This is a genomic window from Aeromonas sp. QDB14, from assembly GCF_027707845.1.
In the GTDB taxonomy this organism is placed as follows: Bacteria; Pseudomonadota; Gammaproteobacteria; order Enterobacterales; family Aeromonadaceae; genus Aeromonas; species Aeromonas caviae.
Map to the genome: position 1 here is coordinate 1 of NZ_JAPCJD010000070.1, position 22,225 is coordinate 22,225.

The 22,225-nt window shown below is 60.8% G+C and carries 21 protein-coding genes; 11 read left to right on the forward strand and 10 right to left on the reverse strand.

Annotated elements, in window-relative coordinates:
* From PG887_RS17875 to trhA, 3 genes are all read right to left on the reverse strand, one after another.
* Positions 1–1,760, reverse strand: a 1,760-nt coding sequence (locus PG887_RS17875) for a retention module-containing protein (protein WP_270822463.1), incomplete at its 3' end; no start/stop codon positions are given.
* Positions 1,761–1,982: 222 nt separating this feature from the next.
* On the reverse strand, positions 1,983–3,644 hold the full coding sequence (locus PG887_RS17880) for a putative transporter (protein WP_270822465.1): 1,662 nt from the start codon (positions 3,642–3,644) through the stop codon (positions 1,983–1,985).
* A gap of 121 nt (positions 3,645–3,765) precedes the next feature.
* On the reverse strand, positions 3,766–4,398 hold the full coding sequence (gene trhA / locus PG887_RS17885; RefSeq protein ID WP_039041319.1) for a PAQR family membrane homeostasis protein TrhA: 633 nt from the start codon (positions 4,396–4,398) through the stop codon (positions 3,766–3,768).
* Positions 4,399–4,589: 191 nt separating this feature from the next.
* Between trhA and PG887_RS17890 the strand changes: the two genes are divergently transcribed.
* The 3 genes from PG887_RS17890 to PG887_RS17900 all read left to right on the forward strand — a co-directional run bounded on the left by PG887_RS17890 (position 4,590) and on the right by PG887_RS17900 (position 7,073).
* Positions 4,590–6,095, forward strand: coding sequence for an aminotransferase class V-fold PLP-dependent enzyme (locus tag PG887_RS17890; protein ID WP_270822467.1), 1,506 nt, complete (start codon positions 4,590–4,592; stop codon positions 6,093–6,095).
* A 105-nt stretch (positions 6,096–6,200) separates the two neighbouring features.
* Positions 6,201–6,752 carry a septation protein A gene (locus PG887_RS17895; RefSeq protein WP_045521880.1) on the forward strand — a complete coding sequence of 184 codons (552 nt, stop codon included), beginning with the start codon at positions 6,201–6,203 and terminating at the stop codon, positions 6,750–6,752.
* Between the two features lie 24 nt (positions 6,753–6,776).
* Positions 6,777–7,073: a YciI family protein gene (locus PG887_RS17900; protein ID WP_010675539.1), complete on the forward strand. Its 297-nt coding sequence runs from the start codon at positions 6,777–6,779 to the stop codon at positions 7,071–7,073.
* A gap of 60 nt (positions 7,074–7,133) precedes the next feature.
* On the opposite strand, the gene cysQ is transcribed toward PG887_RS17900, so the two are convergent.
* Positions 7,134–7,904 carry a 3'(2'),5'-bisphosphate nucleotidase CysQ gene (gene cysQ / locus PG887_RS17905; RefSeq protein WP_039041322.1) on the reverse strand — a complete coding sequence of 257 codons (771 nt, stop codon included), beginning with the start codon at positions 7,902–7,904 and terminating at the stop codon, positions 7,134–7,136.
* A gap of 164 nt (positions 7,905–8,068) precedes the next feature.
* Between cysQ and PG887_RS17910 the strand changes: the two genes are divergently transcribed.
* The 3 genes from PG887_RS17910 (at position 8,069) to PG887_RS17920 (ending at position 11,003) form a co-directional block, all read left to right on the forward strand.
* Positions 8,069–8,386 (forward strand): ComEA family DNA-binding protein, encoded by a 318-nt coding sequence (locus PG887_RS17910; RefSeq protein WP_270822469.1) that lies wholly within the window; start codon positions 8,069–8,071, stop codon positions 8,384–8,386.
* Positions 8,387–8,480: 94 nt separating this feature from the next.
* Positions 8,481–9,392 (forward strand): UTP--glucose-1-phosphate uridylyltransferase GalU, encoded by a 912-nt coding sequence (gene galU / locus PG887_RS17915; protein WP_270822471.1) that lies wholly within the window; start codon positions 8,481–8,483, stop codon positions 9,390–9,392.
* Positions 9,393–9,605: 213 nt separating this feature from the next.
* Positions 9,606–11,003, forward strand: a complete 1,398-nt coding sequence (locus PG887_RS17920; protein WP_041212400.1) for a peptide MFS transporter — start codon at positions 9,606–9,608, stop codon at positions 11,001–11,003.
* 70 nt (positions 11,004–11,073) lie between these two features.
* Here the strand turns inward: PG887_RS17920 and PG887_RS17925 are convergent, their stop codons facing one another.
* The gene (locus PG887_RS17925; RefSeq protein ID WP_266110147.1) at positions 11,074–12,045 is read right to left on the reverse strand and encodes a response regulator; all 972 of its coding nucleotides are present in this window, start codon (positions 12,043–12,045) and stop codon (positions 11,074–11,076) included.
* 275 nt (positions 12,046–12,320) lie between these two features.
* Between PG887_RS17925 and PG887_RS17930 the strand changes: the two genes are divergently transcribed.
* From PG887_RS17930 to PG887_RS17940, 3 genes are all read left to right on the forward strand, one after another.
* The gene (locus PG887_RS17930) at positions 12,321–12,995 is read left to right on the forward strand and encodes a DnaT-like ssDNA-binding domain-containing protein (protein ID WP_039041329.1); all 675 of its coding nucleotides are present in this window, start codon (positions 12,321–12,323) and stop codon (positions 12,993–12,995) included.
* Positions 12,996–13,067: 72 nt separating this feature from the next.
* Positions 13,068–13,922, forward strand: a complete 855-nt coding sequence (locus PG887_RS17935; RefSeq protein ID WP_041213862.1) for a DnaA ATPase domain-containing protein — start codon at positions 13,068–13,070, stop codon at positions 13,920–13,922.
* 127 nt (positions 13,923–14,049) lie between these two features.
* Entirely contained in the window at positions 14,050–14,685 is a 636-nt protein-coding gene (locus PG887_RS17940) for an SDR family oxidoreductase (protein WP_042880594.1), read from the forward strand.
* Between the two features lie 56 nt (positions 14,686–14,741).
* Here PG887_RS17940 and PG887_RS17945 read toward each other — a convergent pair whose 3' ends face one another.
* The 4 genes from PG887_RS17945 to PG887_RS17960 all read right to left on the reverse strand — a co-directional run bounded on the left by PG887_RS17945 (position 14,742) and on the right by PG887_RS17960 (position 19,552).
* On the reverse strand, positions 14,742–15,935 hold the full coding sequence (locus PG887_RS17945) for an ABC transporter permease (RefSeq protein ID WP_270822473.1): 1,194 nt from the start codon (positions 15,933–15,935) through the stop codon (positions 14,742–14,744).
* Complete coding sequence (locus PG887_RS17950) at positions 15,932–17,068, reverse strand: ABC transporter permease (protein ID WP_270822474.1); 1,137 nt, start codon at positions 17,066–17,068, stop codon at positions 15,932–15,934. Before PG887_RS17950 ends, PG887_RS17945 begins: the two co-directional genes overlap by 4 nt.
* Positions 17,068–18,072 (reverse strand): HlyD family secretion protein, encoded by a 1,005-nt coding sequence (locus PG887_RS17955; RefSeq protein ID WP_080767988.1) that lies wholly within the window; start codon positions 18,070–18,072, stop codon positions 17,068–17,070. The genes PG887_RS17950 and PG887_RS17955 overlap by 1 nt, the downstream gene beginning before the upstream one ends.
* Positions 18,073–18,145: 73 nt before the next feature.
* The gene (locus tag PG887_RS17960) at positions 18,146–19,552 is read right to left on the reverse strand and encodes a TolC family protein (RefSeq protein ID WP_270822475.1); all 1,407 of its coding nucleotides are present in this window, start codon (positions 19,550–19,552) and stop codon (positions 18,146–18,148) included.
* 290 nt (positions 19,553–19,842) lie between these two features.
* On the opposite strand from PG887_RS17960, the gene dusB reads away from it, so the two are divergent.
* Both dusB and fis read left to right on the forward strand, forming a co-directional pair.
* Complete coding sequence (dusB, locus tag PG887_RS17965) at positions 19,843–20,808, forward strand: tRNA dihydrouridine synthase DusB (protein ID WP_010675552.1); 966 nt, start codon at positions 19,843–19,845, stop codon at positions 20,806–20,808.
* A gap of 25 nt (positions 20,809–20,833) precedes the next feature.
* Positions 20,834–21,130 (forward strand): DNA-binding transcriptional regulator Fis, encoded by a 297-nt coding sequence (gene fis, locus PG887_RS17970; RefSeq protein ID WP_005309538.1) that lies wholly within the window; start codon positions 20,834–20,836, stop codon positions 21,128–21,130.
* An 82-nt stretch (positions 21,131–21,212) separates the two neighbouring features.
* Here the strand turns inward: fis and PG887_RS17975 are convergent, their stop codons facing one another.
* Entirely contained in the window at positions 21,213–21,842 is a 630-nt protein-coding gene (locus PG887_RS17975) for a LysE family translocator (protein WP_270822477.1), read from the reverse strand.
* Between the last annotated feature and the right edge of the window lie 383 nt (positions 21,843–22,225).

A 22,225-nucleotide genomic window follows, 5' to 3' on the forward strand; every position in this document is an offset into this window, starting at 1 on the left:
CCGGTCACCTTCTCGCTGAAGGTGAAGGTCACCGGACTGGTCTCACCCACGGTCAGCTTGTCGTCAACGATGTTGACCACCACGCTCGGGGCCTGGGTGTCGACGCTGTAACCCTCGGTATCGGCCGCCGTGGTGCTGTTGCCCGCCGCGTCGGTGGTGGTCACCTTGGCGTCGATCACCTTGTCCCCATCGGCCACCAGCTCGCTACCCGGCACATTGATGCTGAAAGTCTTGTCGGCCAAGACCAGACCGGTGAAGGCCTTGCCATTGACGGTCAGGGTGACGGTGTCGCCCTCTTTCACGTCGCCACCCACGCGACCGGTCACGGCGATGTCCTGCTTGGACTCGGCCGCGTTGATCACATCGTCAGGGGTGATGTTGCCATCCAGGGTGATGCTGGCATCCGGTGGCGTGGTGTCGAGCAAGGTAGTGTCGTCGGTGGCGCTGGCCGGGTTGCCCGCCGCGTCGGTAACGCTGGCCACCACGGTCAGGTTGCCATCCGCCAGCCCGCTCAGATCGGCGCTGGTCTGGTAGTTGCCATCGGCATCGGTGACGGCGGTGACTGTCACGCTCTTACCGGTGGCATCGCTGATCACCAGGGTCACGGTACGACCCGGGCCAACATCGGAGGTACCGCTGATGGGCGTGTTGGCCACATTGGCCGCGTTCACGTCATCCAGGCTCACCGTGATGTTCGCCGTGGTGTCCACGCTACCATCGTCGCTCGACGTGCCTCTGTTGCCAGCAGGATCAGTCACGCTGGCAGTCACGTCATAGCCCCCATCCGGCAACGGCGTCACGACATCCGCGCTGTAACTGCCATCCGGTTGTACCGTGGCGGTCAGGGTCTGCTGATTGCCGTTGGTATCGGTCACCATCAGGGTCACCGTGCTGCCGGGGGCGGCGTCCGTGGTACCCGTGATGGTCGGAGTGTTGTCATTGGTATTGTCCGGTGCATTCACCGTCACGATCGGAGCCGTAGTGTCCACGCTGCCATCATCGGTCGCGGTGCCGGTATTGCCGGCCGGATCGGTCACGGAAGCCGTCACCTGATAGCCCCCTTCGGCCAGCGGTGTGGTGACATCCACGCTGAAGCTGCCATCCGGTTGTACCGTAGCGGTCAGGGTCTGCTGATTGCCATTGGCATCGGTCACCACCAGGGTCACCGTGCTGCCAGCGGGGGCATCCGTGGTACCGGTCAGGGCCGGCGTCCGATCGTTGGTGTTGTCGGGGGCAGAGACGGTGATGACGGGAGCGGTGAGGTCGACCAGCTCATCTTCGCTGCTTTGCGCATCCACCAGCGGCGCCGCGCCAGCCGGGTTCGCGCTGTCAAAGCCTGCGCTGGAGATGGTTGCATCACCGGTACGATCGATGGTGACGAAACCGCCGTTGCCGCTGGCACCAGCCACGCCCCCCGCATTGCCTGCGGCCGGGGCTCCACCCGCCGCCGACGCTTCGAATGCCTTGGTGGGGTCGGTTCCGTCCAGAATCGCTTGCTGCAAGGCGGCGATGTCATCGGGTGTCCCCGCGTTCGCCAGCACGGCGTCACCCTGTTCGGGGTGCTCGCCGGAACCCAGGGTGAACGTGGTCTCTCCTCCCTGGAAGCTGGCCCCTTCGGGCGCAAGCAATACCGCATCCTTGGGCAGTACATCGCCTTCTGCAACGAGTCTCTGACTCCCGTCGGCGGCGACCAGATACATTTTGCCTTGCAAGTGGGTAACGACGACATCCTGATCCAATACGATGCGCTGATTGCTCATGGTTTCTCCTGAAATATCGAAGGGCATATTGCTCCAGCCTCCAATGTGCCCGTTTATCAGGCCATAAACCAGTGAGAAAAATCGAATGAACAGACCGAAATGAAGCCGGGTTTCGGGGTGAAAGCGAAGGGACGCCTAAGATGAATAAAATTAATTAAATCAATAGCATCAATTGTGACAAAACGAAGACGGGAGCCTCATCGGCTCCCGTCTTGTGAGGTGTCAGACACCGGCCCAGAGCAGGATGGCCAGCAGTTGGGGCGAGATGATCCGCAGGAACATCACCAGGGGGTAGACGGTCGCGTAAGAGAGTGCGCTGGCGCCACTGGTGGGGTGCATGCCGTTGGCAAATGCCAGAGCGGGAGGATCCGTCATCGAGCCGGCCAGCAGACCGCACAGCGTGAGGTAGTTGAGCTTGCCATAATGGCGTGCCAGCACACCCACCAGCAGCAGCGGGATGAGGGTGATTGCCACACCGTACATCATCCATGCGGGACCGTCGCCGTTGATCAGGGTGTCGATGAAGCCGGCACCGGACTTAAACCCTACCACCGCCAGGAAGAGCACTATGCCTATTTCCCGCAGCGCCAGGTTGGCGCTCGGCGGCATGAACCAGTAGAGCTTGCCGATGCTGCCGATACGAGACAGGATGAGCGCCACCACCAGCGGTCCCCCTGCCAGCCCCAGCTTGAGCGCCGCCGGGAATCCCGGCAGGTAGAAGGGAATGGATCCGAGCAATACCCCCAACCCGATGCCGATGAAGACGGGCAGCATCTGCACCTGCTGCAGTTTCTGCTGCACGTTGCCCACCACGCTGGTGACCGCCTCGATGGCATCGAGCCGCCCCACCAGGTTCAGGATGTCACCGAACTGCAGACTGGTCTGACTGGTCGGCACCAGCTCGATGCCGGTCCGATTCAGGCGCGAGATGACCACATCGTATTTCTGCTTGATGTCGAGATCGCGGATCCGCTTGCCGAGCACCTGCTCATTGGTGACCACCACCCGCTCGACCCGCAGATCGGTCCCGCGGGTGGAGAGGGAGGTGTCTACCTCCTCTCCAAGCACCAGCAACACCTTGTGCAGGGCATGGCGTTCCCCCACCAGGTGCAGCAGGTCGCCAAGTTCGATGCGCGAGTCGGGCTTTGGCACCATCAGCTCGTCGCCACGCTTGAGGCGGGAACAGATGACGTCCGCCTCGTCCAGACTCGGGATCTCGCGGAGCATCAGGCCATGCATATTGGGATTGCGCACGGCAATGTTGATGGTTTGCAGACTCTCCTTGGTCTTGCCAGCCTGCTGCTCGAAAGCGACCGCTTCCTCCTCGATCTTGATGTGGAAGAACATCCTGATGAGCCACATGGTGAGCAGGATGCCGCAGATCCCGAACGGGTAGGCCACCGCATAGCCCATCCCCATCAGGCCGGTGGATCCAGGATCCGCCCCGAGCTCCGCCAGGATCTGCTGGCCAGCCCCCAGGGACGGGGTATTGGTCACGGCCCCGGAAAAGACCCCGAGGATCACCGGCAGCGGTACATCGAACAGCTGGTGCAACGCTGCCGCCACCAGGCAGCCGAGCAGAACCAGCAGGGCCGCGAAGCCATTGAGCTTGAGGCCCGAACTGCGCAAGGAGGAGAAAAAGCCGGGACCAACCTGGATGCCTATGGTGTAGACGAACAGGATCAGGCCGAATTCCTGAATAAAATGAAGTGTTTGCTCATCCAGCTTCAAGCCGGACAAGCCGGCGAAGTGGCCCACTATGATGCCGCCGAACAGCACCCCGCCGATACCCAAACCCACGCCATAGACTCGCCAGTTTCCCAGCCAGAGCCCCAGCACTGCCACCAGCGACAGCATGCTGATGGAAAGCGCGATCTCACTCATCGTTTGCATCCTTTCCAAACTGAACTGGCACTAGCTTGTCAGCAAACGAAGGGGGCAACTGTGGGGCGCCGCACGAATTCAGGCTTTCATGAGCACAAAAATACCAACTAAGGGTTAGCCATCAGATGTAGCCATAAATGGCCATGAAGTGGCACAGACTGCCCCCCAGCACAAACAGGTGCCAGATGGCGTGGTTGTAGGGAATGCGCTTGGCCACATAGAAGATCACTCCCAGGCTGTAGATGAGACCACCCAGCCCCAGCAGCAGGAGCCCGGTACCATCCAGATGCAGATAGAGCTGGTAGATGACCACCAGCGACAGCCAGCCCAGCATCAGATAGGTAAATAGCGACACCTTCTTGAAACGATTGATGAAGATCAGCTTGAACACGACCCCCGCCAGGGCCAGCCCCCAGATCACCACCATCAGTCCTTGCGCCAGCGGTGTATCGAGCGCCACCAGCAGGAAGGGGGTATAAGTGCCGGCGATCAGCAGATAGATGGCGCAGTGATCGAACAGCTTGCTCCAGCGTCTGGCAGCCACCGAGCTCACGCTGTGATAGAGCGTCGAGGCGAGATAGAGCAATACCAGGCTGGCACCGTAGACGCCGTAGCTCAGCAGTACCCTGGGCCCCTGATCCCACCCCTTGTGCAGCAGCAAGACCAGTCCCAGTCCGCCCAGCAGCAGCCCCAGCCCATGGCTGAGGCGATTCGCCCACTCTTCCCGTGGGGAGTACCCCGTCACATCCATCATTACCTCCAACCCATTACCGGCCCACTCTAGCGGCCGATGTTTCAGGCTACAAGCGTTAGCTGAAAATAAAGACGCGAGGAGAGGGAGGGCCAGAGATGGCTGTGCCCCCCGCACCTTTGGTGTATGCTCTGCCGCCGACGCCGCCCATGCGGATGGCCGCGTCTGCCCGACAATCTGGTCTGGAGAACCCGATGAAGCTCACTGAACTGTTTACACAACCGGATCCTGATTTCGGCAAGGCCATGACGGCCCTGCTGGAGCATTTCCATCATTCCGACGACAGTCAGGCCCCCTATCAGCGGGGCAGCTTCACCCACCAGCTCGATCAGTCGTGCATGCCCGCCATCGGCATCTCTCCCCGGGACTATCTGGCGCGGCTCGCCACCCTGGTACCCGGGGCATCGCACCTCACCTCTCCCCGCTACATGGGACACATGACGGCGCCGCTGCCGGCCTTCACCGCCGAGCTCTCCCGGCTCTTGGTGATGCTCAACCAGAACCCGATGAAGATGGAGTCCTCCCGTTTGCTGAGCTTTCTGGAGCGGGAAGTGCTGGCCAAGCTGCACCGTCTGGTCTACCGCCAGGACGACGCCTTCTATGCAGCCCAGATGCATGCCAAGGATGCAGCCCTCGGCGTCATGACCAGTGGCGGTACCATCGCCAACGTCACCGCCCTCTGGCTGGCCCGCAACCGGGCCTGTGGCGACAACCTGTTCGCCCTCGCCGAGCAGGGCTATCGCGGCGCCGTCATTCTGGGCTCGCGGCTGATGCACTACTCCTTCGACAAGGGGATGGATCTGCTGGGACTCGGGGCTCGCAGCGTCTGGCGTCTCGACACAGACGAGCACAATCGGCTCAGTCTGGCGGCGCTGGAACAGGCCCTTCAACAATGCAGGGAGCAGAAGCTCAAGGTGCTGGCGCTGGTCGGCGTGGCCGGCAGCACGGATTTTGGCTCCGTCGACCCGCTGCCGGAACTGGCCGCCATCGCCCGGCACGAGCAAATCCACTTCCACGTGGACGCTGCCTGGGGTGGTCCGACCCTCTTCTCGCCCCGCTATCAGGGATTGCTTACGGGGATAGAGCACGCCGATACCGTCACCCTTGACGGTCACAAGCAGTTGCTGGTCCCGCTCGGTACCGGCATGCTGCTCTGCCGCCAACCGGACCTGATGATGACGGTGAAGCGCGAGGCTCCCTACGCCATCCGCGCCACCTCCTTCGATCAGGGGCGTTTCACTCTGGAGGGGACCCGTCCCGCCAACGCGCTCTATCTGGATGCCGCCTTCCAGATGCTGGGACAGCAGGGTTATGCCCAACTCATCGACGCCAACTACGACAGGGCGCGGCGAATGGCCGCGCTCATCGACGCCAGCCCCGCCTTCGAGCTGATGTCGGCACCTGTCATGAACCTGCTCTCCTACCGGTGCATTCCGCCCCACCTGCAAGGTCAGGAGCCCGATGTGGCGGCCAACGAACAGATCAATCTCTTCAACGTCGCCCTGCAAAAAGCCCAGCGCGCCGAAGGGCACAGCTTCGTCTCACGCACCCAGCGCGCAGTCTCCCGCTATGGCGAGCAACCGCTCACGCTGCTGCGCGCCGTCCTGCTCAACCCCCTCATCGAGGAAGCCGACATACGCGCATTGCTGGACGATCAGGTGCGCCTTGGCAACCAGATTGCCAGCCAGCTGTTCGAGTAACCCGCCGCCCCGGGAAGGAACTGCCTGCAGCATGGACGGTCTTATTCATTTGCCGTTGTCTGACGGGCAGGTACACTGAGTGAAATTTTGAGGTTAGAGCCCAGCATGAAGCAGTTTATCGAGTTCATCCCCCTGATCGTCTTCTTCGCGGTCTACAAGTTTTACGACATCTACACCGCCACTGGCGCCCTGGTGGTCGTCACCGGCCTGCAACTCCTGTACAGCTGGCTTCGCTATCGCCGGGTCGAGAAGATGCAGTTGTTCACCTTCGTGCTGGTCGGTTTCTTCGGCGGCCTCACCGTCTTCTTCCACGACGATGCCTTTATCAAGTGGAAGGTGACCGTCATCAATGTGCTCTTTGCCCTCGCCCTGCTCATCGGCCGCTATGGTTTTGGCAAGAACCTCATCAAGCAGATGCTGGCCAAGGAGCTCCAAGCCCCCGACCGGGTCTGGGACAACGTCAATCTCGGCTGGGTCGGCTTCTTCACCCTGTGCGGTCTGCTCAACCTCTACGTGGCCTTCAACCTCTCCCAGGAGATGTGGGTCAACTTCAAGGTGTTCGGCCTGCTGGGCATGACCCTGGTCTTCACCCTGCTCAGCGGCGTGTATCTCTATCGCCACATGCCGGCCGAGCAGAACGCAGAACAGAAAAAATAACCGCAACCAGAAAGGGATTGTTCCATGTGGTATCTGATCTACTCCGAAGATGTCGCGGGCAGCCTGCCCCAGCGCAAGCTGGCACGCCCTGCCCACCTTGCCCGCCTGCAAGCCTTGCAGGATGAGGGCCGCCTGCTGACGGCCGGCCCGAACCCGGCCATCGATGCCGAGGATCCGGCCGATGCGGGCTTCACCGGCAGCACCGTCATCGCCGACTTTGCCAGCCAGGCCGACGCCCAGGCCTGGGCCGATGCGGACCCCTATGTCGCGGCGGGGGTCTACGCCAGGGTGACCATCAAACCGTTCAAGAAAGTCTTCTGAGCCCATCAAGGCTGACAAGAAAAAGGCCGGACACTGTCCGGCCTTTTTGCATCTTCTGACTCATGCCCTGGCCACAAACCAGGGATTGAGGATATCGGGCTTGTTGTAGCAAAGCGGCGAACCATCGAGCTGGGTGACGCTGCCCCCCGCCCCTTCCAGTACCGCCTGAGCAGCCCCCGTATCCCACTCGCAGGTCGGTGCGAGCCGCGGGTAAAGCTCGGCCTCCCCCTCGGCAATGATGCAAAACTTCAGAGAGCTGCCCATGGAAACCAGCTCGATCTCGCCCCGCTCCAGTTCGCCAAAACGGGCCAGATACTCGAGGGTTTCCTGCGACAGGTGATTGCGACTGCCCACCACGCGCCACACTTGCCCTGCGTCATGAGGGCGGGTCTGGATGGTCTCGTGCCTGCCATCGGCCACACGCCAGGCGCCAATCCCCTTGCCCCCATACCAGAGCTTGTCCAGTACCGGGGCATAGACCAGCCCCCAGCGCGGGGTCCCCTGTTCAATCAGGGCGATATTCACCGTGAACTCGCCGTTGCGGGAGACAAACTCCTTGGTACCATCCAAAGGATCCACCAGCCAATAGCGGGACCAGCCGAGTCGCGCAGCCATCACCTCGGGGGAGGACTCTTCCGACAAGACCGGGATATCGGGAGTGAGACGCGCCAGCGCCTGAACGATCACCTCGTGGGCCCCCTTGTCCGCCGCCGTCAGCGGGCTCTCGTCCTGCTTGTACTCCACCGCAAAGGGCTGGCTGTAGATGGACATGATGGCCTCACCGGCAGCGCGGGCGATGGGCTCCAGTTCGGAAATGGCGGGTAGATACATGGAAAAGAGTTCTCGCTCAAAGGGTTGGTCAGTGTAACCGAGTGAGTATCTTCGGCTTATAGCCGTTTGCACTGACTTATACAGTGTCAAAACTGACAGACAAAAAGTGGCGCAACACAGCTAATGATAAATGTGATACTAACGCCACATAAGGACATGACGATATGAGCAAGAAGACCCTGATCGCCGCACTGCTGCTGGGCTGCCTCCCCCTGTTGAGCCAACCTCTGCTGGCCGCCGACAAGGCGGCGACCAAGCCTGTGGCCACCACCCAAGTCAAGGAGAGCGGCAAGATCAATCTCAATACCGCCAGTGCCAGCGAGCTCACCGCCCTGAAGGGCATTGGCGAGAAGAAGGCACAGGCCATCATCGACCACAGGGAGAAGCAGGGCAAGTTCACCTCCGTCGATCAACTGGCGGACGTCAGTGGCATCGGACCTGCCACGCTGGAAGCAAACCGGGACATGATTATCGTCAAGTAACCGGTTTGAATCCCTGTCATCTCAAGGGCAGCCTGTGGCTGCCCTATTTTTCTTCGGGTATCATGAGCCCACTTTGTATCTTCGGACTCACTCCATGAAAAAGACACCGCTCGTTGTTCGCAAGGCCGTTCTCCCCGTTGCCGGTCTGGGTACCCGCATGCTGCCCGCCACCAAGGCCATCCCCAAGGAGATGCTGCCCGTGGTCGACAAGCCGCTGATCCAGTATGTGGTACGCGAAGCCATCGCCGCCGGCATCAAGGAGATAGTCCTGGTGACCCATTCAAGCAAGAACTCCATCGAGAACCACTTCGACAAGAGCTTCGAGCTGGAGGCGACCCTGGAGAAGCGGGTCAAGCGCCAACTGCTGGAAGAGGTTCAGCACATCTGTCCCAAAGACGTCACCATCATGCACGTGCGTCAAGGGGAAGCAAAAGGCCTGGGTCATGCAGTACTGTGTGCCCGCCCCCTCATCGGGGATCAACCCTTCGCCGTTCTGCTGCCGGATGTGCTCATCGACGAGGTGGCCAGCGATCTGAAGCAGGACAACCTGGCGGATATGGTGCATCTGTTCGAAGAGGAGCAGATCAGCCAGATCATGGTGGAAGCCGTCCCCGAGAGCGAAGTGGACAAATACGGCATCGCCGACATCAAGGGGGAGGCCCTGAGCGAAGGCATGTCCCTGCCGATGCAGGCCATCGTCGAGAAGCCGCCCCGGGATGAAGCCCCGTCCAACCTGGCCGTGGTAGGTCGCTATGTGCTCTCGGCCAATATCTGGCCCTTGCTGGAAAAAACCCCGGCCGGCGCCGGCGACGAGATCCAGCTGACCGATGCCATCGCCATGCTGATGGAAAAGGAGCAGGTCAATGCCTACTTCATGAAGGGACGCAGCCACGATTGCGGCAGCAAGCTCGGTTATATGAAGGCGAATGTGGAATACGCCGTGCGCCATCGGGAACTCAGCAAAGAATTCACCAGCTGGCTGAAGCAGTTTGCCAAAGAGCTGTAATCTCTGAATATTTACAAGATAAGCAGAATAAAAAACTGGGCATCATTCGATGCCCTTTTTCATTTTATAAACAAATATTCAACCATTGATAGATAAAATATCGCTAAATCATAATATTGTAATTTAAAGTCGCTTGTTCTATAAGGATTAAGGCTTGTTCCTAGCCCTTGCATAAAATTTCTAAAAAAATATAAGACACAGGTGGAAGTTCCAATGAATAACCCGTCCAAAGGGACCTTTTTAGGTCACCCTAAAGGGCTTTTTTTGCTCTTTAGTACCGAACTATGGGAGAGATTCTCCTATTACGGCATGCGTGCCGTGCTCGTCCTCTATCTGACCGACCTGACCGCCAACGGTGGCATGGGCTGGACCCAGGCCGACGCCCTCAAGCTGTACGGCATCTATACCGGTCTGGTCTACATCACCCCCATCATCGGCGGCTGGCTCGCCGATACCTTCCTGGGCCAGCGACGCGCCATCCTGTTCGGTGCCGTGCTGATGGCCGCCGGCCAGTTTACCCTGGCACTGCCTCACGCCATGTTCCCTGACATGGTCAACACCGTCTTCTATGCCGGCCTTGGCTTGCTGATCGTGGGCAACGGCCTGTTCAAACCGAACATCTCCACCATGGTGGGCGACCTGTATAAAGAAGGGGATCACCGTCGTGACGGCGCCTTCACCATCTTCTACATGGGCATCAACCTGGGCTCCCTGCTGGCCGGCGTGATCTGCGGCGCCGCAGCCACCGCCTATGGCTGGCAAGCCGCCTTCGTCAGCGCCGGTATCGGCATGCTGCTCTCCCTGGTCGTGCAGGCCACCATGGCCCAGCGTTTCCTTGGTGACATCGGCCGTGTGCCCGCCGCCCAGCGTGCCGCCCTGCAGCGCTCCAAGGAGCAAAAAGCGCCCCTGACCAAACAGGAAGTGGATCGCATCAAGGTGATCCTGGTACTGGGCCTGTTCACCATCATCTTCTGGGCCGGCTTCGAGCAGGCCGGTGGTCTGATGAACCTGTATGCCCAGGAGTATACCGACCGCATGATCGGCAGCTTCGAAGTGCCGACCGCCTGGTTCCAGTCCCTGAACCCCTTCTTCATCATCACCCTGGCCCCTGTCGTGGCCGCCATCTGGATCAAGCTCGGCAAGAAAGAGCCGAACTCCCCGGTGAAATTCGCCATGGGCCTGCTGTTCCTAGCCGTCGGCTTCCTGTTCATGATCGGTGCCGTGCTGGAGCAAGGTGGTGATCAGGCTGTCAAGACCTCCATGTTCTGGCTGGTCGGTGCCTACCTGTTCCATACCCTGGGCGAGCTCTGCCTCTCTCCCATCGGTCTCTCCATGGTGACCAAGCTGGCTCCGCTGCGCCTGGCCTCCCTGATGATGGGTGCCTGGTTCGGTTTCGTGGCCCTGGCCAACTATGCCGCCGGCTTCATCGGCTCCTTCGTCGGCGAGTCCGGTGCCATGGCCATCTTCGGTGGCATCGCACTGGCCGCCGTGATCAGCGCCCTCATCCTGCTGACCATGGCCAACCGCCTGGTCTACTGGATGCACGGTGCCGAAGGCCCGGCCAAAGAGCCCGAAGAACAAGAGCAGAAACTGCAGTCCGCGACCGTTTGACCGGTCAGGACAGCAGAGACCAAACAGGGCGCCCATGGGCGCCCTGTTTGCATGTGTTCACTTCACTGCGTCAGTGGTGACGAACCTGCATCGTCAGGGCGCTGCCGCTGTCACTGCGAAACTGCAGATCAAAGGGCTCGTGCCAGCTTCGCCTGTGCAACGTGTAGCGACTGCTGCGCATCAAGCCGAGCGGCAACCCCCCTGCACGCATCAACCAGTGAGGTGAGGTGAGCCCGGCATTTGCAAAAAGCAGCCCATCTTCCTGATCGAACAGCAGGGCCGCCATGGCAAAGGAGTGACGCAGGCCCGACTCCAGCAGTTGCAGATTGAGGTAATCCAGCAATCGGTGTGGCTGGGTCAACAGCAGGCTCTCCTGTTGCTGGTATTGGCGATAGGGGCCGTTCATCAGGGATCGCACCAAGGCACCACAGAAGGCCGCATCCACACCGAGGATGGGCAATTCCATCACCAGTACCAGCAGCTTGTCGTCCAGTTTGAAGGTATCCGGGATGAAGAGATTGCCCATGCCGGCAAAGGTGACCTGCCAGGGCCCCCACTCCTGCATGCCAGGGGGCGCCAACCAGGCGAGCAGCCGGCTGCTCGCCAGATCGTGGCCACGGAAGAAGTCGATGTGTTCCATCAGCTCCAGCTGCTGGCTCTGATGCCCGAGGTTTGTCAGGCATTGCTCGATGCTGCGGCGGATCTGCTCATAGTCATTCACCGGTTTGATGAAGAAGTCCCTGGCCCCCGCCCGCAGCGCACGCTCGATCGCAGCCATCTGATCCTGACCGGAGATGACGATGACGGGCACCTGTGGATAGCGGGCGGTGAGGCAGGCAATCACCTCATGGCCATCCATGTTCGGCATGTTCAGATCACACAACACCACATCGGGACGATAGAGCGCTGCGGCAGAGAGCCCCTCAATCCCGTCTTCTGCCTGAAAGACGCAGGCCCCGTCGTGCTCGAGATAAGATACCAGTGAGTGGCGAAAAACCGCTTCGTCTTCTACCACCAAGATCCGTAGTCCGGCTTTTGACATCTTGACAAAGCTCTTATTAGTCAAATGGTTATTTGAGCATTAAGACTAGATCATGGGCGCTGGATACCGCCACACAATATTGTCGAGCAGCGAGCCGGGCTGGCCTTGGTATCTGCCAAGCGTTTGAAATGGTCCGACTATTTTGATCGCCCCCTTGCGCAGAGATGGTCGGCAACCGTCGCCCGGCAGCCGTTATCTCGCAGGTCGGCACCATGATTTGTATGAGGCACCGCCATGAGGGATAATGCCCTCCACTCCAGATCGTGAAGCAGACCATGACGCCAGCCGAATACAGCGCCCTCGCCCATCCCAGACTCTCCCATCCGGCCCGCAGCCTCTATACCCTGCAACTGCGCCGCTTGGTGCTGGAAAATCGGCTGGCCCGACTTAACTATCCCGAGCTTGGCCGGGCACTGGCTGTCGTCGATCCGGGCAATCCCGGTGGTTTCAGCTATCAGGTCAACGCTCGCCAGCTGACCGAACTGCTCGACGAGCTGATGGAGGCCGAACTGCTTCAGGTCGAGGCCCAGGCTGACAGTGAGCACTACCACCAGTGCCCTTTCCAGTTGCCGTTGCTGAGCCAGCGGGTGCGCAGCCCCCTGCCGGCACGCCCGTTCCAGATGCACCTGCAGTGGCGTCCGGACGAAGAACTGCCTGCTCTCGCACGCCTGTGCGGGGTGATCGATGCCAGCTACAGCGAAGAGGATCTCGGGGAGTTCATCGCCTACTGGCTCGGCCGCCCCGAGGTGTTCGACTCCCAGCACCAGTGGATGTTGAAATTTATTCGGGCCCTCAAGAGTCGGCGCTACGCCCGCCGCCCGGCGACCGTGGTCACCGGGTACCAGCAGGTCGCGCCAGCCCCGGTAGAGGCTGGCCCGAGCCGCCGGGCGCAAGAGATGATCGATGAGGCCAAACGGCTGGCACAAGCTCAGGAGCCGGAGAATGATTGATACCAGGTGGCCACGAAGTGCACTATTGACCCCCTGCCCATCCAGCCATAGCCCTAGCAGAAGGAGAATTCCATGACAGATCCGCACGACCCGATGCGCCAGGCACTGGAAGAGATCGAGGCCAAACGCCAGAAAATCGCCAAGGCCAGACAGGAGCAACAGGCTCATGATCCCGAGCTCAAGCGTCACGTCAGCAGCCTGCAGGAACGTATTCTCCGACTGCGGGCCGCAACCGGCGGCAGCCAGTACGACTACGAGACCCTGCGCAAGGAGTACGACGCCAAGGCCAATGCCGAAGTGCGCGAGTTGCAGAAAGCCGCCCGCCAGGAGCGGATCCAGAAGCTGATCGCCCAGGCCGACCTCAATCCGGACTGGATCTTCGACAAGATGGATTCCGGTGACCCGGCCCTGCAATACCCCATCGAAACGGCCCGCTACTTCATCAGCGGTTTCGAGCACTGGGAGAAGAGTGGCGGGGGCTGCATGCTGATCTACGGCGATTACGGCACCGGCAAATCCACCCTGGCGGGCGCCGTGGCCCACGAGTTGATCGCGCGCCACCAGAAGTCGGTGATCTTCCAGCAGTGGGCCTCCATCGTGGACAGGCTCTTCTTCAACGTCATCCAGGATCAGGAGGAGCGCAACCAGTACCGCCGCGCCCTGGAAGAGGTGGACCTGCTGATCATCGACGAGGTGGCGGCCAACCGCGCCAAGATGGCCGAGAGTCAGTCCAGCTTCCTCGGCCACCTGCTGCGCCGTCGTCGCAACCTGTCCAAAAGCGTCATCATCATCACCAACCACAGCCCCCAGAGCCTGCATCAGGCCATCGGTGATTTCAGCTATGAGGCGATCAAGGCGTTCAATCCGGTGGACATCCACCTGAGCGGACCCAGCCGCCGTCCCAGCATCGGCCATTACAACGGTTGATCCCGTCGGGCCGGCGTCCCTGATGTCCGGCCCTTCATATCCCCTGCACCTCACAAATAAAAACCACTCTCATTTACAGAGAGCCATCCAGGCTCTAGGCTTGCTCTTTTGTTCGAGAGGGCCTGTCATGCCAACCACACTCATCTTCGGTGCCAGTCGCGGACTGGGCCGCGCCTTCACCGACCACGCACTGCAACTGGGCCACAGGGTCGTTGCCCTGGTGCGCCATGCCGACATGGCCAGCGAGCTGCATACCCTGGGAGTCGAGGTCGTCATCGGGGATGCCCTGGACCCCCAGGCCGTGGCCCAGGCTTGCCGCTTGGCGGACAGGGATGCCCGGGTAGTCTCCACCCTCGGCAGCTTTCGCCAGAGTGCACCGGTGGATTATCAGGGCAACCGCCATGTGATCGACGAGATGGAGCGCGTCGGGCTCAGCCGCCTGCTGCTTGTCACCTCCCTCGGTTGTGGCGACAGCTGGCAATACCTGCCCGAGCGGGCTCGCGCCGCCTTCGGACACGAGGTACGCCTCAAGAGCCTGGCGGAAAGCTGGCTGCAGACCAGCACCCTTGAGTGGACCATTTTACGCCCCGCAGGGTTGCAGGATGGAGAGCCCACGGGTCAGGCCATCCTGAGCCAGGGGCAAGAGAGGCATGGCCTGGTCAGGCGCCAGGATGTGGCGATACGGGGTTTGCAACTGCTCACCGACCAGGAGGCGTGCGGCCAGATCTATGCCATCGGCGATCCGGGTCTGAGTCAGCCATGACCCCTGTGAATGGCAACACGGTCAGCCCAGTGGCTGACCGTGTTGTTGCAAGGGGCCTAGTCGGTGGAAGACGCTGTCGCCCCATCATCCGGCCGCGTTGCAGGGCACGGTTGACGCCAGCGGAGCAACCAGCACGCCAGAGCGCCATACAGCAGTGCAAGCCCCCACAACTGCCACCAGTAGCGGGAGACCTGGGCAAAGTCGGCCCCCATCTGATTGAGGCGCAGGAATCCCTTGATGGCCGGCGTGCTCGGGGCCCACTGGGCCAGCCAGTTGAGGGGGGCCGGGATGAGCTCAAGGGGCCAGATAAAGCCGGCCAGGAAGACCAGCGGCAAAGAGGAGACAAGCACCACCTGGGTCGGTAGATCACGGCGGGTGAACAGGGCGCCGAGCACGATCCCGAGCCAGGTGGTGGCCAACAGGAACGGCAGGGTAAAGAGCCAGAGTTCGCCGGGTACAGCGGTGCGGGCAATACCGTAGTGATCGAAGCAGAAGCCGAAGAAGTAGGTCACCGGAAGGACGAAAAGAGCCCCCACCACCAGGGTGCGGGCCAGCAACAAGGCCGGCACGGGAGCATGTTGCCAGTAGCCTGACTCGCCACGGCGGCTGCGCTGGTTCTGGGTCGCCCCCAGGATGCCGGTCCCCATCAGCAACACCTGATGCAGGATCAGCACGAATACCGCAGGCACCACGTAGTTCACATAGCCCATGGTGGGGTTGAATACCGGCAGCACATTGAGGGCCACCGCGTTCCAGCCCATGGCGGCCTGGGGCAGCGCCTCACCCTGGCTCAACAGCCTGGCCACCTTCACCTGGGCGGCGAGCGTGCCCCCCGCCTGGGCCAGCCCTTCGGCAATGGTGCCATAGACCAGGAAGTAGGAGGCATCCCCGGCATAACCCAGGGTCACGCTCCTGCCCAGCATCAGATCCCGATAGAAGTGGCGGGGAATGTGCAAGATGCCGCTCGCCTTGCCGGTCAGCATCATCTGGCGGGCCTCGTCGAGCGAACCGGCACGGGCCACCAGTTTCACCTGCGCCGTGGCATCGGCCATGAACTCCAGCTGGCGGGAGAGCTGGCTGCCATCCTCGTTGACCACCACCACGGGCTCTTCCCTGGGCAATTGGTGCAGGTAGGGCTGGGGGTAGAGGAAGGAGTAGAAGAAGACGCCGCCAAACAGGGTCAGCATGATGGCGCGATCCGCCAAGAGGGTGCGCAGCTCAAGGCGCACCAGATCCCAGAATCCCATCATGGCCTGGACTCCTCATGGGGCAGGGCCGCGCCCGACGGCGCCCGGTAGCGGTGTACCACCAGCAGCAGGGGCAGCAGAAACAGCAGCAGGGCCCCGAGCTGGGGCAGGGCTGCCGTCAACGGTTGACCGTAGTTGGTTTGCCCGATCTGCAGTTCCACATAGTGGGAGATGGGCAGCAGGCTGCGCCAGAACTGGGCCACATCCCCCATGGCGCTGACCGGAAAGGTGACCCCCATGAAGGCAAATCCCGGCGCCGTGTAGGCGCCGGCCAGAGAGAGCGCCCGCGCCGGATCCCGGATGATGCCGTAGAAGAAGGCCCCCATGGTGACGCAAGCGGCCGACGCCAGTCCCAGCCCCGCCGTCAGCACCAGCCAACTGCCTTGCATGGGGTACCCAAGCCCCTTGAACAGCAGCAGACTCCACGCCAGACCCCACCCCCAGCCGATGAGCACGTGGGGCAGCAGGGTACGCCAGAGGCCGAACCAGACCCCTCTGGTGGTCCAGTCCAACCCGAGGCGATCGGTGCGGGCCAGGGCGTTCAGGCCATAGAGCACAACCAGGATCTGCCACACTGCAGGCAGCAGGGCGCTCAGCAGAAACTGGGCGTAGCTGGAATTGATGTTGTAGAGCGCGGTAACCTGGCTCGCAATGGGTACGGATTGTCCCAGGGCACCGGGCAGCGTCTTGCCGCCGGCCATGGCCTCCAACACCCCTACCTGACCATTGAGAGTTCCCACCACCTGGGCCAGTGCGGAGTTGACCAGCTTGGCAATCAGGATGAACTGGCCATTGTTGAACACGGTCACCCTGGGTTGGGTCCCCTCGCGGGCATCCCGCTCCAGGTGATGGGGGATCACCACCAGGGCATAGATGTCTCCCCCACGCAGCGCCCTGGCCCCCTCGTCGATGGCGTCAAACTGCTGCGCTATCTTGAGCCCGGCGGAGCCATCGAGAGAGAGCGCCAGTTGTCGGGAGAGGGTGCTGCGATCCAGATCCACCAGACCGACCTTGAGATCCCGCGCCAGGCCGGCTGAAAAGATCCAGCACAGGATCCCTATCAGCACCAAGGGGACCCAGCTCGCCAGCGCCCGGCCGAACGGGTCCTGCCAGAGCAACCGCCATTCGCGCCCCATCAGAGCTCGACCAGCACGCTCATGCCGACCCGCAGCCCGTCAACCGGCTGCAAGGGGCGCGCTTCCACCTGGAAGCTTTTCATGTCGAACCCCTGGCGGGTGTCGGTGGCACGCCAGGTGGCGAAATCCCCCATCACGGCCACATGGGTCACCTTGAAGCGCACCAGCTGATCCCCCAGGCCGGGAATACGGGCATCAAACTCGGTACCGACCGGGAACCTTGGCAAGAGGTCCTCACGGACATGGAACTGGGCCCAGGCATCCTTCATGTCGAGCAAGGTCACCACAGGGAAGCCCTGGGGAGCCAGCTCGCCACTACGCAACAGCACCTGGGCAACTTCCCCCTCGTGGGGGCTGGCGATGCGGGTATCGGCCAGATAGGCTTCCACTTCCGCCACTCCGCCAGCCGCCATCTTGGCCTGCTCGCGGGCCGCTATCTTGGTCTCTTCCCGCGCCCCTTCCAGTGCCATCTGGTATTGCTGCCAGGCCATGCCCTCGCTGTACTTCGCCGCCTGCCAGGCCGTCCAGGCCTCGTCACGCTTTTGCAGCGACATCACGCCATCCCGATGCAGGCTGGCAATGCGCTCGTAGGTTTTGCCATGAAGCAGGGCAGCCGCCTTGGCCTGTTGCCACTGATCCTTGGCGGCCGCGATCTGCTGCACTCGCGCCCCCTTCTCGGCCTCTTCGGCCATGGCACCCGCCGCGGCCTGCCCGGCCTTGGCCTGACTCAGCTTGGCCTCGATCTCCGGGCTCGCCAGAGTGAACGCCAGTTGGCCCCTGGCCAGTTGATCCCCCTTCTTCACCAGCACCTCGTCGATGCGGCCCGCCACCTTGGAAGAAACCGAATATTGCTGCGCCTCTATCTGCCCCTGCAGACGCACCGGCTCCGGCTGATAGGCCAGCCAGAAGCGCCAGCCAAGCCAGAGCACAAGCAATACCAGCGCCAGTGGCAGCAGCCAGGGCTTGCCCTGGCTCATCTTCTTCTTGATGGGGGGATGACTCATGAATTCACCTCGGCAAACGGGCGACCCTTGACGGTCGAAACGGACATGAATAACGGAGTGGAAGAGCGCGCGATCATGAGTTCACCTCGATCGCCTGGCCATGCTGATACTGGTTGAAACTGTTCATCTGACCGGAGAGTGCCAACAAGCGGGCCAGGGAGATCACGTATTGATAGGCAGCGGCGGCGCGCTGGGTCTTGACCCCGGCAAGCTGGGTCTGGGCATCGACCACATCAAGGGAAGTGGAGAGCCCCTGACCGAATGCCTTGTCACGCAACCGCACGTTCTCCTCGGCCAGCTCCTGGGTCGAGGAGAGAGAGTGATACTCCTCCAGTCCCTGGGCAGCCTCGCGCCAGGTCTTCTCGACCAGCAGCTCCAGATCCTGGCGGGTCTTGGCTTGCAGCAGGTTGACCTGGAGTTCGGCGCTCTTGGCTGCCTGGACTGTCTCGGAGCGGCCATCACGACTCACCAGCGGCATGCTGACCCCGACACCAACCAGCCAGTCCGGTGTGGTCTTGGAGACAATGGAATCATCTTCATAGAGGTTGTAGTTGCCGAACAGGAAGAGCTCGGGGGCGTACTTGCCCTTCTCCAGCTTGATCATCCCCTGGGCCTGCTCCTTCTTGGCCGTCAACAGCTTGAGACCGGGATGCACCGACAGGGTCTCCTCCACGAAGGGAGACAAGGCTGGCATCCCTTCGTTGATGAAGAGGGCGGTATTGGGCTCCGCCTGCTTGAGCTTGAGCATGTGGCCGAGCGCTAGCTGGGCGATCTCCAGGCTGCGCTTGGCCTTCTGGGTATCGATACGTGCCCTGTCATAGGCAGACTGGGCCGAAAGGCGCTCCACCTTGGCGATCTGCCCCTGGGCTTCGAGCTTCTTGGCATTATCCAGATGGTGTGCCAGTCCCTGCTCGATCTCCTGCTTGGTCTGCACCACCTGCGCCGCCAGCACCACCCCGAAGTAGGTCTGGGAGAGGCTCTCGAAGGTGGACTGCTGTTTGAGCACCAGCAACTGCTCAGCCTCGCTCACTTGGGCCTGACGAATATCCTGGGCCGCATCGATGCGCCCGCCGGTAAAGAGCGGCCATAGCATCTTGACCGAACTGGTCACCACGTTCTGCTTGGTGAGGGGGGTGACGAAATCGCTCGGGCTGAGGTTGAGTGCCTGCATCACAGGCCCCAGCACCTTGCCGAATTCCGGATGATTGGCGATGGGGTTGAGATCCAGCATGTCCAGCTCCATCGGCTGATCGAGATGGGTATAGCTGGCCCCCACATCCACCTTGGGCAGGTACATGGCCTTGGCCGCCTCCCGCAGTTGCTGGGCCCGCTCCACCCCGGCCTGCTCTGCCGCCAAGCCGTCATCCTGCTGGATGACCCGGCTCCAGGCCTCGGTAAAGCTGACCGTCTGCGCCTGAGCCGACCCCAGCACGATACCCAGCAGGCATGGGCAGAGCGACTTGATGAACTTTACCGTCATACATCCCCGATCCGTTTGTAATGAAATTGTGTAGAGTCTTTGCTCAATTCAGGCCCGCTATCATAGCCTAAACCGGCTTGAGAGGGAGACTCACAAATCACCATCCCCCTCACTCGCGCCCTCCTGACCATGGTCACAGACAATATGTCCGATTTTCAAGCACTCCTGAATTTGCAAGCCTTGGCGCGACGTTTTTTTCAGAAAAAAATGGCTGACGCTCAAATACTAACCTTTTCTCCTGACTAAAAAATGCGTAATATACGCCGCCCTAAGCCGATGGTAACCGTGGAATGCAGATAGGTCCCCACACGCTTGAAACTCCCCTGATCGTGGCCCCCATGGCCGGTGTAACAGACCGACCATTTCGTGAACTTTGTTTACGTTTGGGAGCCGGTATGGCCGTTTCCGAGATGCTGCTGGCCAACCCGGATGTCTGGGATACCCAGAAAACCCGGATGAGAATGGATCACTCTGCTGAAGGCGGCTTGCGATCGGTCCAGATTGCCGGTGCCGACCCCGAGATGATGGCGTTTGCTGCCCGCTACAACGTGGAGCAGGGCGCTCAGATCGTCGACATCAACATGGGATGTCCGGCAAAAAAAGTGAATAAGAAGCTGGCAGGTTCCGCCCTGCTGCGTCAGCCAGACCTGGTCAGATCCATCTGCCGGGCCGTGGTGGATGCGGTGGAAGTACCTGTCACCTTGAAGATCCGCACAGGATGGGATCCGGATAACCGCAATGGCGAGGAGATCGCCCGAATCGCCGAAGATTGCGGTATCGCGGCCCTTGCCGTGCATGGTCGTACCCGTGCCTGCCTCTACAAGGGCGAAGCGGAGTACGACACTATCAGGGCGATTAAGCAGGCCGTATCGATTCCTGTTGTCGCCAATGGCGACATCGATAGCCCGGAGAAAGCCCGGTATGTCCTCGACTATACCGGTGTCGACGCCGTGATGATCGGCCGTGCTGCGCAAGGACGACCCTGGATTTTCCGGGAAATCCGCCATTTTCTTGAAACGGGCACCAAGCTGCCGCCTCCCGACAGGGAAGAGGTTCGCACCCTGATGAACGAGCATGTCACCAATCTGCACCAGTTTTACGGTGCCTATCTGGGAGCGCGCATTGCCCGTAAACACGTGGGCTGGTATCTGGATGAAGAAGAGGCGGGCCGAGAATTCCGTAAGCACTTCAATGCCCTGGATTGTGCAGACGCACAACTCGAGGCACTCGAAGCGTATTTCGATGGATTAGGTTAACGCATAACTAAAGAGCCGACCGAATATGTTCGAACAAACCCTGACTTCTGATGCATTGGTAACAACTACTCACAATCACGCTGCCGAGCCGACCCAACGCCCCCTGCGTGACTCTGTGCAACAGGCCCTGCGTAACTACCTGGCCCAGTTGAACGGTCAGGAAGTGATTGATCTGTACGATATGGTTCTCTCCGAAGTCGAAGCTCCCATGCTGGACGTGATCATGCAGTACACCCGTGGCAACCAGACTCGCGCCGCCGTGATGATGGGCATCAACCGCGGTACCCTGCGCAAGAAACTCAAGCGTTACGGCATGAACTGATCCCGGTCATTCTGCTGCAGTGCAGACGAAGGCGTATCCCAGCGATGGGATACGCCTTTTTCTATGCCCGGTGTTTACCTGCTCACTCCACCGCCAGCTTGATACCGAGCCCCACGAACAGCCCCCCCATCACGCGATTCAGCCAGGTGGCCACCCGGGCGGGCAGTCGCACCTTGCGGCTTGCAAACGCGGTGGAAAACGCCAGCAGATGGCACCAGATCATGCCGTTGAGATTGAAAATGCAGCCCAGTACGATAAACGCCATCGCCTTTTGCGGTGAGGCGGGATCGATGAACTGGGGCACAAAAGCGAGAAAGAAGAGCGCCACCTTGGGATTGAGGACATTGGTGAGCAACCCCTGCCGAAAGATGCGCCCATAAGAGAGCGCAGGCAGCACCACAGCCCCATCCACAGACGTTGAAGTACCACTCTGCCAGAGCATGGACACGCCGAGATAGACCAGATAGAGCGCCCCCATCAGCTTGATGACGGCAAACAGCTCGGCAGAGGCACTCAACAGGGCAGACAGTCCCAGCGCTGCCGCCAACACATGCACCATGGTACCTGTCCCGATACCCAATGCCGCCATGGACCCTGCACGCCATCCCTGGGAGCCGCTGCGCAGCATGATGAGCAGAGAGTCAGGCCCAGGCATCATGTTCAACAGCAGGCCAGAAACGACAAACAACGCCAGATCGTGGATCCCCAACATACACAGCTCCTTGTACATGAAAGAAACAGTCTATGGATCCAGCCTTCCTTGTCATCCCCCGCAGCGGCAATAGTGATCATCGACGAATGGAATAGCTGAGCAGCTCAAGCATTACAAACTCTCAGATCCAGTAGCAGGGAGGAATGGGGAGACTTGAAAATGAAGAGATGAACATCGAGATATCGAGTGTTCGGCAGCCCCGCTGGAGCAATCACAAAGAAGGGGAAACGGTCTAACGGTAATAACTGGAACCAGAGCCAAGGCTGCAACACGCTGAATTTCAGGCAATAAAAAACCCCGCTCAGATGAGCGGGGTTTCTTGTATTGGGTGCCTGGCAGTGTCCTACTCTCGCATGGCGAATGCCACACTACCATCGGCGCTA